This is a genomic window from Pantoea sp. PNA 03-3 (assembly GCF_003201175.1).
GTDB classification, from domain to species: Bacteria; Pseudomonadota; Gammaproteobacteria; order Enterobacterales; family Enterobacteriaceae; genus Pantoea; species Pantoea stewartii.
In genome coordinates, this window is sequence record NZ_QICO01000005.1 from 272,391 (window position 1) to 288,414 (window position 16,024).

Annotated in this window: 13 protein-coding genes and 1 pseudogene; 9 read left to right on the forward strand and 5 right to left on the reverse strand. The window is 53.0% G+C overall.

Annotated features, from left to right (window positions below; translation table 11 throughout):
• Window positions 1–14: 14 nt before the first annotated feature.
• Entirely contained in the window at window positions 15–1,664 is a 1,650-nt protein-coding gene (mqo, locus tag C7433_RS16050; RefSeq protein ID WP_006122074.1) for a malate dehydrogenase (quinone), read from the forward strand.
• Window positions 1,665–1,738: 74 nt separating this feature from the next.
• Here the strand turns inward: mqo and C7433_RS16055 are convergent, their stop codons facing one another.
• The 4 genes from C7433_RS16055 to C7433_RS16070 all read right to left on the reverse strand — a co-directional run bounded on the left by C7433_RS16055 (window position 1,739) and on the right by C7433_RS16070 (window position 6,123).
• Window positions 1,739–2,026 carry a VF530 family DNA-binding protein gene (locus C7433_RS16055; RefSeq protein ID WP_110268542.1) on the reverse strand — a complete coding sequence of 96 codons (288 nt, stop codon included), beginning with the start codon at window positions 2,024–2,026 and terminating at the stop codon, window positions 1,739–1,741.
• Between the two features lie 185 nt (window positions 2,027–2,211).
• Window positions 2,212–3,678, reverse strand: a complete 1,467-nt coding sequence (locus C7433_RS16060) for an aspartate aminotransferase family protein (RefSeq protein ID WP_054687884.1) — start codon at window positions 3,676–3,678, stop codon at window positions 2,212–2,214.
• Between the two features lie 14 nt (window positions 3,679–3,692).
• Window positions 3,693–5,075: a diaminobutyrate--2-oxoglutarate transaminase gene (locus tag C7433_RS16065; protein ID WP_039339318.1), complete on the reverse strand. Its 1,383-nt coding sequence runs from the start codon at window positions 5,073–5,075 to the stop codon at window positions 3,693–3,695.
• 463 nt (window positions 5,076–5,538) lie between these two features.
• Window positions 5,539–6,123, reverse strand: coding sequence for a TetR/AcrR family transcriptional regulator (locus C7433_RS16070; protein WP_110268543.1), 585 nt, complete (start codon window positions 6,121–6,123; stop codon window positions 5,539–5,541).
• A gap of 208 nt (window positions 6,124–6,331) precedes the next feature.
• Here C7433_RS16070 and C7433_RS16075 point away from each other — a divergent pair.
• The 6 genes and pseudogenes from C7433_RS16075 to C7433_RS16095 all read left to right on the forward strand — a co-directional run bounded on the left by C7433_RS16075 (window position 6,332) and on the right by C7433_RS16095 (window position 12,508).
• A pseudogene (locus C7433_RS16075) lies at window positions 6,332–6,715 on the forward strand (ABC transporter six-transmembrane domain-containing protein).
• Window positions 6,661–6,909, forward strand: coding sequence for an ABC transporter six-transmembrane domain-containing protein (locus C7433_RS24045; RefSeq protein WP_255421328.1), 249 nt, complete (start codon window positions 6,661–6,663; stop codon window positions 6,907–6,909). Before C7433_RS16075 ends, C7433_RS24045 begins: the two are co-directional and overlap by 55 nt.
• 321 nt (window positions 6,910–7,230) lie before the next feature.
• Entirely contained in the window at window positions 7,231–7,734 is a 504-nt protein-coding gene (locus tag C7433_RS16080; RefSeq protein WP_006122079.1) for a sugar dehydrogenase complex small subunit, read from the forward strand.
• Window positions 7,735–7,758: 24 nt separating this feature from the next.
• Window positions 7,759–9,363 (forward strand): GMC family oxidoreductase, encoded by a 1,605-nt coding sequence (locus tag C7433_RS16085; protein ID WP_033742278.1) that lies wholly within the window; start codon window positions 7,759–7,761, stop codon window positions 9,361–9,363.
• Complete coding sequence (locus tag C7433_RS16090; protein WP_110268544.1) at window positions 9,356–10,714, forward strand: cytochrome c; 1,359 nt, start codon at window positions 9,356–9,358, stop codon at window positions 10,712–10,714. Before C7433_RS16085 ends, C7433_RS16090 begins: the two co-directional genes overlap by 8 nt.
• 249 nt (window positions 10,715–10,963) lie before the next feature.
• On the forward strand, window positions 10,964–12,508 hold the full coding sequence (locus C7433_RS16095) for a sensor domain-containing diguanylate cyclase (protein ID WP_110268545.1): 1,545 nt from the start codon (window positions 10,964–10,966) through the stop codon (window positions 12,506–12,508).
• Window positions 12,509–12,558: 50 nt separating this feature from the next.
• On the opposite strand, the gene C7433_RS16100 is transcribed toward C7433_RS16095, so the two are convergent.
• Entirely contained in the window at window positions 12,559–13,299 is a 741-nt protein-coding gene (locus C7433_RS16100; RefSeq protein WP_054687887.1) for a nitroreductase family protein, read from the reverse strand.
• Between the two features lie 320 nt (window positions 13,300–13,619).
• Here C7433_RS16100 and C7433_RS16105 point away from each other — a divergent pair, with 320 nt between their 5' ends.
• Window positions 13,620–14,723 carry an ABC transporter ATP-binding protein gene (locus C7433_RS16105; protein ID WP_110268546.1) on the forward strand — a complete coding sequence of 368 codons (1,104 nt, stop codon included), beginning with the start codon at window positions 13,620–13,622 and terminating at the stop codon, window positions 14,721–14,723.
• A 20-nt stretch (window positions 14,724–14,743) separates the two neighbouring features.
• Window positions 14,744–16,021, forward strand: coding sequence for an ABC transporter substrate-binding protein (locus C7433_RS16110; protein WP_110268547.1), 1,278 nt, complete (start codon window positions 14,744–14,746; stop codon window positions 16,019–16,021).
• Window positions 16,022–16,024 lie beyond the last annotated feature (3 nt).

A 16,024-nucleotide genomic window follows, 5' to 3' on the forward strand; every position in this document is an offset into this window, starting at 1 on the left:
ATTGTAGATTCCGAATGATTAAATCAACTAAATTCGTACCTGCACTTTCGCTTGCAGCGTTACTCGTTTCTTCAGTCACCCATGCTGAAAATTCACCAGAAAAAACAGACGTTCTGCTGATCGGCGGCGGTATCATGAGTGCTTCTCTGGGCACCCTGCTGGAAGAGCTACAACCGGGCTGGAAACAGATCATGGTTGAGAAGCTTGATGGTGTGGCACTTGAATCCTCGAATGGCTGGAATAATGCCGGTACCGGCCACTCCGCCAATATGGAACTGAACTACACGCCTGAGCGTGCTGATGGTTCTATTGACGTGACCAAAGCGCTGGAAATTAACGAAGCCTTCATGATCTCCCGCCAGTTCTGGAGTTCTCAGGTGAAAGACGGCGTGTTAAATAACCCGCGTTCATTTATCAACTCTACGCCGCATATGAGTTTTGTATGGGGCGATAATGTGGATTATCTGACTAAGCGCTACGCGGCGTTGCAGAAAACCGTCCTGTTCCAGGGTATGCAGTTCTCCACCGATCACAAACAGATTGCGCAGTGGGCACCTCTGGTGATGGAAGGTCGCGACCCTCAACAAAAAGTGGCAGCAACCTGGACGCCTGTCGGGACCGACGTTAACTACGGTGAAATTACCCGTCAGTTGATTGGTAGCCTGAAGAAACATGATAATTTCCGTCTGGAAACGTCTTCTGAAGTCACCGACTTCAAACGTAACAGCGATAACTCCTGGCACGTGACCATCAAAGATGCCAAAAATGGCGGCGAACGCACGGTAGACGCAAAATATGTGTTCATCGGCGCGGGTGGCGGTGCGCTGAAGTTACTGCAAAAAACCGGCATTCCCGAAGCGGATAATTATGCAGGTTTCCCGGTTGGCGGCTCATTCCTGGTCACCAAAAACCCGCAGATTGCTGAGCGTCATTTAGCCAAAGTTTACGGTCAGGCTTCTGTGGGTGCGCCACCGATGTCCGTTCCACATCTTGATACACGCTACTTCGATGGCAAACGTGTCGTGTTGTTTGGACCTTTCGCCACGTTCTCAACCAAGTTCCTGAAAAACGGTTCGCTGTTTGACTTGCTGAGCTCGACGACGACTCACAACTTTATGCCAATGACCCATGTGGGCCTGGATAACTTCGATCTGGTGAAATACCTGATTGGTCAGGTCATGTTGAGCGATGATGACCGCTTTGCTGCGCTGAGAGAATACTATCCTGATGCGAAGAAAGAAGACTGGACGCTGATCCAGGCCGGTCAACGTGTACAGATCATCAAGAAAGATGCAGAGAAAGGTGGCGTGCTGAAACTCGGTACAGAAATCGTGACCGATCAGCAGAAAACCGTTGCTGCACTGCTGGGCGCATCGCCAGGCGCATCAACCGCTGCACCTATTGCGATTAACGTTATGCAGAAACTGTTCCCGGAGCAATTCAAGTCTGCGGAATGGCAGGAAAAAATCCGTAAAATTGTTCCTGCTTACGGTCAGAAACTGAACGACAATCCTGCACTGACACAGCAGGTGTGGGATGAAACGGCTGCAACGCTGCAGCTGACGAAGCCACCGGTTATTAACATGGGCACTAAGCCTGCTGAAGCTCCCGCGGCGAAAAGTGATAAAACACCTGAACCAGCGAAGCACGATATGGCGCTGTAATGCCATAATATGAAAAAGCCCGCGTCAGTGATGACGCGGGCTTTTTTACGTCTGAAGCGTGCGCGCAATCTTCATCAGGTTTTATCACGGCGCCAACTGGACCACGGATCTTCATCGGATGACGGTGTGGAATCCAGTTGCGCGTCATCCCGTGAAGCCAGGTACAGGGCTTCCACTTCAGCGCGCGCCCAGGGCGTCCGGCGAAGAAACTTCAGGCTGGACTTCACACTGGGATCGTTTTTAAAACAGTTGATATTGATACGCTTGCTCAGTTCAGCCCAGCCATATCGTGCCACCAGGCTGTTGACCTGCATTTCAAGTGTAATACCGTGCAGGGGATCGTTAGAGACGTGAGCGGTCATAGTCTTTCCGGTAAATGCTGTAAAAGTCTTATCCTGCAGCACGATGCTGCGTGGCGCAAGTCAGTTCAGTCAGGGGCGCTGTGGGGCGATATTGTCCACCGGCACGCTAAGCCTTGCGGACAGTCTGCACAAATAAATAAGGCCGGTAAAAATTACCGGCCTGAGTCAGGCAGAATAAGAAAGGCTTACAGCAATGACTGTGCTGTTTTCTCCAGGAGTGCCAGCAGGACAGTAATGTCCTCCAGGGTCACCGTTGGGTTCAACAACGTCATTTTCAGGCAGGTCATACCGTTATGCTCGGTCACGCCGACATTGGCCCGGCCGGATTCCAGCAATGCATCGCCGATGCGCTGGTTGAACAGCGCAATGTCAGCATCGCTCCAGCCCGCGGACTGATGTGGGCGATAACGGAACAGGACGCTCGCCAGCTGAGGTTTCATTACCAGCTCCAGCGCATCCTGCTGTTCAATAAACTGCGCAACCTGCTGTGCCAGCGTGACGCCGTGATCGATAATTTCGGCATACTGTTTCTGGCCCAGCGCTTCCAGTCCCATCCACAGCTTCAGCGCATCGAAACGACGCGTGGTTTGCAGAGATTTTGATACCAGGTTTGGTACGCCCTGTGCCTCATCAAATTCAGAGTTCAGGTAAGCGGCCTGATAGCGCATCAGCTCATAGTGACGGGCTTCTTTTAACAGGAAAGCGCCACAGCTGATTGTCTGGAAGAATTGTTTATGGAAATCCAGCGTAACGGAATCCACCAGATCCAGACCATCCAGGTAATGACGATATTTCTCGGACAGCAGCAGCGCGCCGCCCCAGGCCGCATCAACGTGAACCCAGATGTGCTGCTCAGCCGCCAGCCTGACGATCTCACGTAACGGATCGATAGCACCCGCATCCGTTGTGCCCGCCGTCGCGACAATCGCCAGCACCTGCTCGTTGTTGGCTTTGGCCTGTGCCAGTTTCTGAGCCAGGTCCGTCATATCCATGCGCGCAAACTCGTCGCATTTCACCAACGTGACCGACTGGTAGCCTAAGCCGAGCAGGGCCATATTTTTCTGCACTGAGAAGTGCGCGTTTTCCGAACAGAAAACTTTGATTTTTTTCAGATCGCCAGTCAGGCCGTCCTGCTGCACGGAATGACCCTGACGGGCAAAGAAGGCATCGCGTGCCAGCATCAGCCCCATCAGATTGCTCTGCGTGCCGCCACTGGTAAAGACGCCTGCATCACCCGCCTGATAACCAACCTGCTCGCGCAACCACTCGATCAGCTTCATTTCGATAAGCGTGGCAGAAGGTGCCTGATCCCACGAGTCCATACTCTGGTTCGTGGCGTTGATCAGTACTTCAGCGGCCTGGCTGATAACCAGACTTGGGCAATGTAAATGCGCAACACACTGTGGATGATGAACAGACAGGCTGTCTTTCAGGAAATACTCAATCGCGCGCTCAATGGCGGCCTGGTTACCCAGGCCTTCTGGATTAAAGTCCAGCTTGATGCGTTCGCGGAGTTCTGCAACCGTTTTGCCCTGATACATTTCAGGCTGTTCCAGCCACTTAACAACGGCCGCGCTGCTTTGAGCGATAGCCTGCTGATAAGCCTCGGTGCTTTGCACCGAGGACGCCAGAATAGGATTTGACCGTGACATCGAACTTACTCCACTTAAACTGCTTCGACGCCTGCGGCAAGCAGGGCGTTTTCAAACTTATCCAGGAAAACCTGAAGCTCATCATGGTTGATCAGCAGAGAAGGCAGCAGACGTAATACGCTGCCGTGGCGGCCGCCACGCTCCAGAATCAGACCATTTTCGAAGCATTTTTTCTGCACCAGCGCAGACAGATCGCCGTCAGCCGGGTAGCAGCCCATGTGATCCTGTGCTTCGTTTGGTTTGACCATTTCGATACCGATCATCAAACCCAGACCACGGACGTTGCCAATCGCCGGATAACGTTTTTGCAGCTCGGCCAGTTTGCCTTTCAGCCACTCACCTTTTTCTGCCACGCTGTCAGCGATGTTGTTTTCTTTCAGCAATTTCAACGTTGTCAGACCGGTTGCCATGGCCAGTTGGTTGCCACGGAATGTACCGGTATGGTGGCCAGGCGACCAGGCATCAAATTGCTTTTTAATACCCAGTACGGCTAATGGCAAACCGCCACCGACGGCTTTTGACATAACGATAATGTCGGGTTCAATGCCGGCGTGTTCAAAGGCAAAGAATTTACCGGTACGGGCAAATCCGGCCTGAACCTCATCCAGGATCAGCAGAATGCCGTGCTCCTGGGTGACTTTACGGATACGTTGCAGCCACTCTGCTGGCGCAGGATTGACGCCGCCTTCACCCTGAACGGCTTCCAGGATGACCGCAGCCGGTTTACGTACGCCACTTTCAACGTCGTTGATCAGGTTTTCGAAGTAGTAGGTCAGCGCTTTAACACCGGCTTCGCCGCCAATGCCCAGCGGGCAACGGTAAAGGTGCGGATAAGGCATGAACTGCACTTCCGGCATCATGCCGTCCACGGCTTCTTTCGGTGACAGATTACCTGTTACTGAAAGCGCACCGTGGGTCATGCCATGATAACCGCCGGAGAAGCTGATCACGCCTGAACGGCCCGTGTGTTTTTTCGCCAGTTTCAGCGCGGCTTCAACTGCGTCCGCACCAGAAGGACCAGTGAACTGCAGGCAGTACTCTTTGCCCTGACCCGGTAACAGAGAGAGCAAATATTCTGAGAACGCGTCTTTTAATGGCGTGGTCAGATCGAGAGTATGTAACGGCAAGCCGCTGGTAATGACATTTTGGATGCTTTGCAGTACGTCAGGATGATTATGACCCAACGCAAGCGTTCCGGCACCGGCAAGACAGTCAAGATACTGTTTGTTCTCAACGTCTGTGATCCAGACACCATTAGCTTTTGCGATCGCTAACGGCAATTTACGCGGATAACTTCGAACATTTGATTCAAACTCGGCCTGGCGGGCCAGATAAGACTCATTGTTACCGTTTAATGTATTCGCATTCAAACTATCAATACGGACTTTATCCGTCATCATATCTCTCCTACAACCGGGCGTGGCATCACGCTGCAGTTGGATAAGTGAATAAAATTTAGAACTCATGTTAAAAACGCGGCCAATATATTGTTTTTTAACACAGGACTCAATGATTAATTTTATGTCTTTTTATTAATTCATTTGTTATATAAAACAGTTGCTTACCGTTAATTTCGTCACTAAGCAAGCAACTTTTCTTAAAACAGATAATCAATAAAGTGCCAAAAAACACGCGCTTATCGGATCACGCATGCGTTTTACTAAGTAAAAATAAAGTGTGTTAGCAACCGTTTCGGTGCGGATAAGCGATAAAATTTGAGATTAATCAACCATCAAAATGTAAAACGTGCGCCATAGAGATGAAACAATATAAGGATAAGAGTAAATAGAATTATAACTTCTATTTAACATTCCTTTAATGTCGGTGGGCGTCAACGCCACGCTGTTGTTGCGGATGCGGTTAACGCAGCAGTTTTACAAAGTGATGAATATCAGACATCACCTGCTCGACTCTCTCAGGCGAAGACTTAATACTAAGCAGATCGGCATAGCCATTCAGCATGGCGTTGAGCTGACGCGCGCTGCGCGCAACATCCTCAATCCGAAAGTATCCCTGTGCGACGCCAGCCTCAAGAATGCGACAGAGCAGGGCATCCCAGCCGGCCGTAATTTTATCGGCCAGTCCGGCATAATCATCGTGATGGCCAGCCATCTGCCACACTGAAGCATAAAGTTGCCAGCCGGAATCCGCCGCATCAGGAATATGTCCTTCGATTAAACAGTATAGTTGCTGCTCAGGATCCAGCGCGGCCAGTTCACGGGCGAAGTCGTCGAGTTCGCCCTGCATAAAGCGCTCCAGCGCCGTTAAGGTCAGCGTGTGCCAGTCAGGAAAATAGTGATAGATATGACTGCGTGAAATGCCCAGCGTCGCGGTGAGCTCGCGTGTGGTGGCCTTTTCGAGCCCCTTTTCAAGAAAAAGCGCGACGGCGCCCGCCAGAATTTTTTCTTTCAGTGTTTCCCCGGCGGATTGGGTTGATGCTTGCATCCTGACTCCTGAATTAACTTTAAGCAATCACGCAATTATGATGCGCTGGTACTTGAGCGAACGCTCAGTTTTAACAGTTTACGAAAAGAAAATCATGCGTTCTTCCAGAGCGACACTACCGAATACCGCGCCACATACCGCCATTGCAACCCTGAAAACGCTGGGGCGACGTCACAGTAAAAAGTTGACTCTCACCCTGTTGCGGGTCATGGCGGAAAATGTCTCCTGTTTGCTTTACCCGCTGTTAGCCGGGTTCGCGATTAGTGCCATTATCACCGGACATGCGCTCCAGGCCATGCTTCATGCGGTAATGGCCTTTACAATGTGGGAAACGGTGCGGCAAGGCGTAGCGTGGAAACCCGAATTTTTGCACGGATCTATGTAGAGTTGGCGGTGCCGGTGGTCGTGGCGCAACGCGAAGCGTAATGCCTCAACGATTGCTATCCGTGTGACGCTGTCACGTGAGTTTGTCGACTTTTTTGAGCTGCATTTGCCTGTCTTGATAACATCCGTCGTCCCATCAGCGGTGCCGCCATCGTGTTGCTGGCAATTGCGTTCTGGACGGGCGTCGGTTGCCCGATCCTTTTGCTGAGCCTGGCATGTTTCCTGCCGGGATTCTCACACAAAAATAAAGCCTTGTCTGGCTGGCTAAATAACCGACTGGAAAAAGAGATCAGCTTGCCGCCGGCACAACGCGCAGGACAGCCTGACGTAACAGGTTCACACACCTCACCCGTCTCAACGGTCAGTACCGCTTCGTATCAAATTTGTTTACTATCCATTTAATATATTCATAACCCAAATAACCATCTGGTTTAACGACTGCCAACAGGATAACGCTGTCCAGGCGCTGTTGAAGGATCACAAAGCATCATGCTGGGTTTGCCGCTAACAGGAAAAAGATTTCTTGCATGCGTAACGTAAAGGACAGTGGCTGGCTTGTCGATAGAGTTAATCAGAGCAGGTCGTCGCAGTCATCACTTCGTCAAGTTTAGCGATGACGTAAGGCAAAGCATCCAGGACGCAATGCATTCTGGCAACACACTATTCGTATGCCAAAGAAGGATTTGCTGCCAGAGAAAGGCAGCTTTTTGACTGGATAATATGATGAATCACTATTCACGCCGACGCGTGCTGAAGATGGTTGGGCTTGTCGCTGTGGCCAGTGCGACCGGCCATCTGTTCCCTTTGGCGCCTCTCAACGCCGCACAACCGAACATGCAGGCAGATGCCCTTGATGTGTTTATGCAGGTTTCACAGCAACTGACACAACAGAATGAGCTCAATGACACGGTAGGCAGTGCGCTGTTTGATGCGTTCAGTCAGACGCAGAAAAACTTCAGCGCGGCACTTTTTCATCTCAGCAACCTGTTAACGCATCAGCCCGACCTGCTACAACAGGCACGCCTGCAGTTTGCTGAAACTGAGGCGGCGAGCGCCAGACTGGCCGGGGCGATTCTGAGCAGCTGGTATACCGGCATTGTCGGCAAAGGCAAAAATGCGCGCTATATCACCTATATCAACACGCTTGCGAATCGGGTCGTTAACGACAAACTGGTTCCACCGAGCTTCTCCTATGGCGTTTGTGGCAGTTGGGCGAGCCAACCGTGACCCTTTTCAAGAGTAATGTTACCCATGAAGAAGAATAATTCGGCTGATGTGGTCGTTATCGGTGCAGGCGTGAATGGTGCGTTGCTGGCGACGCGTCTGGCGAAAGCCGGAAAGTCCGTTATCCTGCTTGAATCCGGACCTAAGGTCAGCCGTGGAGAACTGGTGGAGCGCTTCCGCAGTTCTGCCTTTAAGTCTGACTTTATGTCACCGTACCCCTTTTCACCGATGGCACCCCAACCGCGCTATACCCCAGAACCCAATGATTATCTGCAGCAACTGGGTCCTCAGGCATTTAATGCGCAATATATTCGTATTTTTGGCGGCACCAGCTGGCACTGGGCGGCTCAGTTGTGGCGCTTTGTCCCGAATGATTTTCAGCAACATTCGCTGTATGGCGTGGGAAAAGACTGGCCGATTAGCTATCAGGATCTGGAACCTTATTACTATGAAGCCGAAGTCATCGCTGGCGTCGGCGGATCGCCGGACAACGGCTCGCCTCGCAGTAAGCCGTTTCCGATGGAACGGGTGCCAGCCTCCTGGTTGCAGCAACGTGTCACGGCCCGACTCGCGCCAGACTTCACCGTACTGGATGACAGTACCGGCCGCAACAGCCGAAGTTACGATGGCCGACCGGCCTGCTGTGGAAACAATAACTGCATGCCCGTGTGCCCCATTGACGCGCAGTATCACGGTGGCCTGGCCGCTCAGCAGGCGGAAGACAGCGGCGTACAGGTAATCACTGAAGCTGTCGTTTATCAACTTGAGCACGATGCGCAGGGGCGGATTGTGGCCGCAAACTATTATGACTGGAATAAAACACGCCATCGCGTGACGGCGCAGACATTTGTTCTGGCGGCCAATGCGATTGAAACGCCTAAGCTGCTGCTGATGTCCACCAGCGAGAGATTCCCACAGGGCATCGGCAATGCCCGGGACACTGTGGGCCGTAACCTCTGCGATCACCCCGCGATTGGCGTGACGTTTGATGTGGATGAAGAGATCTGGCCCGGACGCGGCCCCGTCAGCCCGTGCTCAATCGGGCAGTTCAGGGACGGTGAGTTCCGTCGTGAACACGCGCCATTCCGTCTGGATATTTCCAATGCCTCGCAGGTCGCCGCGGTGACGAAAGAAGTGCTGGAGGAAGGCTATTTTGGCAAAAAACTTCAGGAACAGATTCGCTTCCGTGCGGCACGTCGTCTCAGCATAAAGAATGCCCTGGAACAGCTCCCGGATCCCACCAACCGCGTCACGTTAAGCAGTAACAAAGATGCTCTTGGGCTGCCTACCCCGGCACTGTACTGGAATGTGGACGAGTATGTGCAAAAGGGCACGGCGAAAACACGTGAATGTTATGACGCGATTGCCGCAAAGCTGGGCGCGACCAATATTCGCCACAGTAAAAGCGGCAAATTTTCTAATCGCCAACATATTACTGGCACGTTGTCGATGGGCCTGGATCCCGCTACCAGCGTCACGGATGCCTGGGGACGGGCGCACGATCATGAAAACCTGTTTATGGTGGGCACTGGCGTGATGCCCACGGTCGGAACCTGTAATGTCACACTGACCGCCATGGCGCTTGCGTTGCGCACGGCTGATAAAATTTTGCAGGAGACGCAGCATGGATAAGTTACTGAGGCGCCTGGTGCCGCCGATTGCCCTTATGCTCAGCCTCATGCAGACCACTGTGCATGCCGAAAGCCAGCGCGATCTTATTAAGCGGGGAGAATACCTTGCCGTAGCCGGGGACTGCGCGGCCTGCCATACAGAAGAGGGCAAAGCACCGTTTACCGGTGGTCATGCGATTGGCAGCCCGTTAGGGATCATCTTCAGTACCAACATTACGCCTTCAAAAACGGCAGGCATTGGTCACTACAGTGAGAAGCAGTTTGCCGATGCCTTACGCAAGGGCATTCGCGCGGATGGCAGCCATCTTTATCCGGCCATGCCGTATACCGCCTATGCCCGGATTAACGACAGCGATATCTCCGCGCTTTATGCCTATTTTATGTACGGTGTAAAAGCAGATGATACACAGCCAGAAAAAACGGCGTTGCCGTTTCCGTTTAATCTCCGCTTCAGCATGGCGGCGTGGAATCTTCTGTTCCTTGACGGCAAGCCTTTTACTCCCGATCCCAGCCAGTCTGCTGAATGGAATCGCGGCGCGTATCTGGTGGAAGGGTTAACCCACTGCAGCACCTGCCATACGCCACGTAATTTCCTGATGGCGGAGGAGTCGGATAAATCGTTACAGGGCGCTTCTCTCGGGACCTGGTATGCGCCAGCGATTACGTCTGCTGCGTTACAAAGTGACGATCAGTGGTCACGCGAGTCGCTGGCAGCCTATCTCGCCAGCGGTCACGCCGATAATGGTGCAACGGCGGCCGGTCCGATGCTGGAAGCCATCGACAAAAGTTTTTCGCGGATGACGCCGGACGATCGGGCCGCTATCGCGACCTACCTGTTGCCTGCTGTCGATCACGAAGACGACAGCACGGATGCCGATGCCGACAGCGAGGAGCCCACTGTCGGTCTGACGCCCGTCACCGGGGACGATACACCTGATATGTTATCGGATATGACGGACGGCGAGCAGATTTACCGTAATAACTGCGCATCCTGCCATAACCTGGAAGGACAGGGACTTAACGGCCTGCCTGCCTTAACCAAACATCCGGTACTGGAGAAACCCAATGCGGATAACGTGGCGATGGTCATACTGGACGGTGTCTGGCCTGCAAAAGGGCAGGGCATGCTCAGTTTTGCCAAGACCTTAAATGACACACAAATTGCCGATGTCACGAACTACGTGATGCAGGACATCGGCAACAGTGCAGTGCGCATCACTCCGGCGCGCGTGAAAGCATTGCGTCAGGGCGGTGAGCCTTCACTGCTGCTGCCGTTGGTCCGGGGGGCGATGGTCGCAGGCGTGCTGGTGGTCATTGGGGGGCTGTTTTGGTGGTGGCGTCGTCGACGTTAAGGCATCTTCCCCTCTGTCTCTGAGGGCAGAGGGGAAACCTGATAATCAGCTCACTCGCCCTGCCGCATTATGCTTCCACCGCCGGAGAAGATTCTCTTTCCTCTCGCTGACATGCACAGCATGCGCGTGAAAGCGTAACCGTCATCTACACTAAACACAGTTGGCAGAAATGGCCTGTGTGGTTGTCATTGTTAACATGTTATTTCTGATATGTTGCGGTATCCCATAGCGAAAAAACGGTAAACCGGCATGGAATTACGTCGTAAAAAAGATGCTGCAATGATGCGCCTTTCCCCGCTGCTCAGAAGCATAACACTGGCCTGTAGTTTACTGACGCTGGGCGTGATTGTGGTTAATGCCTGGACGCTGCACATGGACTGGCAGAGAACCGTCCGGTCAACCGAGGAGCGTGCGATTGATCTCTCTGTCGCACAGGCCCGTCAGGCAGAAGATACCTTTTTGCAAATCGAACTTTCTCTGCGCGAGGTACAGCGCGTTATTCAGTCCCAGCCCGGAACGGATATTGACGTGGCGGAAGTCAATAACATCATGCGCACCTTACAAAGTCGCCTTCCTCAACTGGAGGACATGTTTTACTTTGACTCACAAGGGCGATGGATAGCCAGTTCGCTTACTGAGATGCCCAAAGGAAATAACAATGCTGACCGGGAGTATTTTATTTTCCATCAACATAATCTTCGTAGCAGCGTGCATGTCGGTCCGGCGCTCCGCAGCCGCAGCTCGGGACGCTATGTCATCCCGGTATCCTTACGGATTAATGACGACTATGGCGGCTTCAAAGGTGTGCTGCTCGCCACGATTAGCATTGATTATTTCCGCCATTATTACGATTACTTTGTTATCGGCCCGCAGGATTTACTGGTGCTTATGCTGGCAGACAGTACGGTGCTGTATGCGCGCCCTTTGCCAGACAGCTATATCGGCAAAAACCTCTCCTCCAGTCCACTTTTCCATCAGTTATTAGCCAATGCCGAGCGCGGAAGCGGCCAGTGGAAAGCCGAACTGGATGGCGAAAAGCGAATATTTGGTTTTGTCAGCTCCAGCCGTTATCCGGTAGTTGTGACTGCGGGATTTGATACCAAACGGCTTTTTTTAGAGTGGATGCAAAGCCGCGTGCAGGGGGTTTTACTGAGCCTTGTATTGCTGGTGGGCATTATTCTGCTCTGGATATTTATCCGGAATGAAGCCAGGCGCAGCCTGCGTTATCAACTTGAACTGACGCATCTTCGCGATGAGCTCACCGCCGCGAATCAGTCGCTGAAGAGTCTGGCAAACGCGGACGGGCTTACAGGGCTGGCAAATCGTCGCTATTTCGATCAATTCCTGAAAAAAAGCCTGCTCCATGCGCGCAGCAGCGGCGGGCCGGTGTCGCTGATCCTTTTCGATATCGACTATTTTAAACGCTACAACGATACTTATGGCCATGTGTCAGGTGACGAATGCTTACAGCAGGTCGCCCAGATACTGAAAACGTTTGCCCAACGTCGCACGGATATTGCGGCCCGTTATGGCGGCGAAGAATTTGCGATTGTATTGGCCGATACGTCGGCCCGGGATGCGTTGACCGTTGCCTTAAGTGTGGTCGAGAGCGTCAGACAACAGGCTATACCTCATGTCTCAACGGGGCTCACAACGGGTTGCGTTACGCTCAGTGCGGGGGTGGCGGCTACGGAGGCTGGCGAAGGGCCAGAGCATGCAGAATCACTGATCAAGCGTGCGGATGATGCCTTGTACCGGACAAAACACGAAGGGCGAAACGGTGCTAGTCTGTAACGTCGCGCCATTCAGTGCCGCTGCCCGGATCAGCACCGGGCAGTGGTGTCTTACTTGTCGCTACCGAAGCCTTGCTTATGCAGTGCGGGCAGGACTTTGGGGAAATAGATGTGTTGGTAATAGCCACTCACGCTGTCACTCCAGCTTTCGCCGTCGGCGCGGCCTGTATCTTTCCAGTGCTGCACCATCTCGGCGTTATAGTGGGCAATCTGTTGTTCCAGGCCTTCGGTATGGTAGCTTTCCTCATGACGGAAAGTCTGCATTGGCAGGCGTGGCTTCTGAAACGCGGGTTGATCAACATAGCCGATAACCACACCTGCGACCGGGAAGGTATATTCTGGCAGGTTAAGCAGTTCGATCATGGCGTCAGGATCGCGGCGGATACCACCAATCGGCACAATGCCCAGCCCTTCTGAACGGGCTGCAGCCATGATGCTTCCCAGGGCAATACCCACATCCGTCGAGCCAGAAACAATACTTTCAATGCTTTGCTGGGCAATTTGCTCTTTGCCTACGGCGGCCATCGCCATCCGTGATTTATGCATATCCAGCACCACAGTGATAAAGACAGGGGCTTTAGCGATCCACGGTTGGCCGCCCGCGATTTGCGAGATAGCCTGGCGTTTAGCCGGATCGCGTGTCACCACCAGAGAAACCTGCTGTGAGTTTACGGAGGTAGGCGCGCGATAAGCAGTGCTGATTATGCGATCCAGAATGGCATCATCGACCGGCTGATCGGTGAAGCTGCGTTCGCTTTTGTGACGGGTAAACAGGTTAATTATCTCGCTCATCATCTCTCCTGACATCATCCTTTAAAAATCGTGTCGTGAGGATAACAAAAGAGTGCGCTGTGCTCTTTAACCGTACTGGCTTTCACCCGCCAAAACAGGTTAACTGCCTTCAAACGAATCAGATCAGGTCCTGTCAGCAGCACGACACGAAGGGCGTCGATAGCCTGTCGGCACAACGCTTAACCGTCTCTGCACCTTGCAGAACCGTTAGCCGCCATAATCACATCACGTTCTGTCATTCTGCTGACACTTTTCAGCCATAAATCTTTCATTTTGCTCCGCTAGCTTACTGCCATTCTCATTGGCAGAGCGGCGAAGCTATGAGCCATTTGGCGCTTCACAACATCACTAAACGCTGGGGCGAAAAAACTGCTCTGGATAACATTTGTTTCGAAGCGGAAGAAGGAACCTTTGTAGCGCTGTTAGGTCCGTCAGGCTGCGGTAAGTCGACGCTGCTTCGGACGATCGCCGGACTGGAAACCGCGGATGAGGGAACGGTCAGTTTCAGTCATCGCGATATCACGCACCTGCCGCCATCAGATCGCAAACTTTCGATGGTTTTTCAGTCGTATGCGCTGTTTCCGCATCTCAGCGTTCGCGAAAATTTGCTGTTTGGTTTAAAAGCGCGCGGCGAGGACAGGCAGACATTTGCTGGCCGCCTGAGCCGCGTCAGCAAATTAATGGAACTGGAGACGTTGCTGGATCGGTTACCTGCACAGCTTTCGGGCGGCCAACAACAGCGCGTTGCACTCGGACGTGCCGTGATTGCCAACAACACCTTATGCCTGATGGATGAACCCCTTTCTAACCTGGACGCGAAACTGCGCCAAAGTATGCGTCGCGAAATTCGTGCGCTGCAGAGAGCGCTGGGCCTGACGATGCTCTATGTCACCCACGATCAGACGGAAGCGATGAGCATGGCTGACCGCATCATTCTGCTGAATGACGGCCGGATTGAGCAGCATGATACGCCAGACAACCTGTATAACAATCCGGCCAGTATTTTTGCGGCGCAGTTTATCGGTGCGCCGCCCATGAATATTCTGCCGCTGACCTCTGTCAACGGCAGGCACTTTTTGAGCCAGCTCACTCAGCCTGTGGTCAGCGAGTCGTCTGAGACGGCGCTCAGTCTGGGGATCAGGGCGGAAGATATCCAGTTCATTGATCCTCACAGTGCGGGGTTGACTGCCAACGTCGTGAACTACGAATACATGGGCGCTGATACGTTAGTGGTCTGTCAGCTAACAGGCAGCCAGGCCGTTTTAACCGTTACCGTGCCGGGCATGAAACGTTTTAACGAAGGTCATCTGACCGGGCTGCAATGGCCTGTCGATAAGCAATACCTGTTTTCCACTGCGAGCGGTAAACGCTGTTTACACGCTGAACAGCAGATGTCTGCTTCTTTCAAACAATACGCCGTTTAACTTTTACCTAAGGGAAAATCATGCCAGCCATTCGTCTGTCACGTTTGCTTTCAGCCTTACTTATCGCGACGAGCACGGCAGTCTTTGCCGCCGAGCCGGTCAAACTGCAAATGTATTACCCTATCGCGGTCGGTGGGGCGATCAGCCATACCGTGGAAGCGCTGGTGGCCGATTTCGAAAAAATTCATCCTGAGGTCAGCATTCAGCCTGTTTATACCGGTGACTACGCCACAACGGTTACGAAAGCCTTAACCGCCTTTCGTGGCGGGAATGCGCCGCAAATGGCGGTCATTGGTGATATCGAAGCCTACTCTCTGATGGATGCAGGGGCTATTGTTGCGGCCAGCGATCTGGCTCAGGATGACGCCGGTAAAAAATGGATCGACAGCTTTTACCCCGCTTTTTTGCGCCACATCAACGGCAAAGTCTGGGGCGTGCCTTTTCAGCGCTCGACGGTGGTGCTGTACTGGAATAAACAGGCGTTTGAAAAAGCGGGTCTGGCTGCTGATACAGCGCCTGCGAACTGGCAGCAGGTGGTGGATTTCGGTAAAAAACTGGTCGTGAAAGACGGCGATAACGTCAGTCAGTGGGGCATCGAAATCCCGACGACGCCCAATGGTTACTGGGTTTTCCAGGGCTTTGCGGCCACGAACGGCGCGCATCTGGATAACGGCAAGGGCACGGCGGTCTATTTTAATACGCCCAACAATGTCGAAACGCTGCAATGGCTGACCGATTTAGGCCAGAAGGCGGGCGTTTCCCCGAAAGGCGCGATTGCCTGGGGCACGACGCCACAGGATTTCCTCAGTGGCAAAACGGCCATGATGGTTACCACCACCGGCAACCTGAGCGTGGTGCGCAAAAATGCCAAATTCCCGTTTGGTGTTGCCATGTTGCCTGAAAAAACACAGCGCGGCAGCCCAACGGGCGGCGGTAATCTCTATGTTTTCAAAAGTGCTTCACCGGAACAGCAAAAAGCCGCCATGGAATTTATCCGTTGGGTCACCGCGCCAGAGCAGGCGGCGCGCTGGAGTATTGCGACAGGCTATGTCGCTACCTCCCCGGCAGCATGGGAAACGCCAGCGATGCAAGACTATGTGAAGCAGGTTCCTCAGGCGCTGGTCGCTCGTGAACAACTGAAATATGCCCAGCCTGAACTCTCTACCTACAACAGTGTGCAGATACAGGAAGCCCTGAACCATGCCATTGAGGCGGCGGTGACGCAGTCTAAAACCCCGGCTGAGGCACTGGAAGCGGCACAGAAGCAGGCCGATCGTTTACTGAAGGCCTATCAGTAAGGG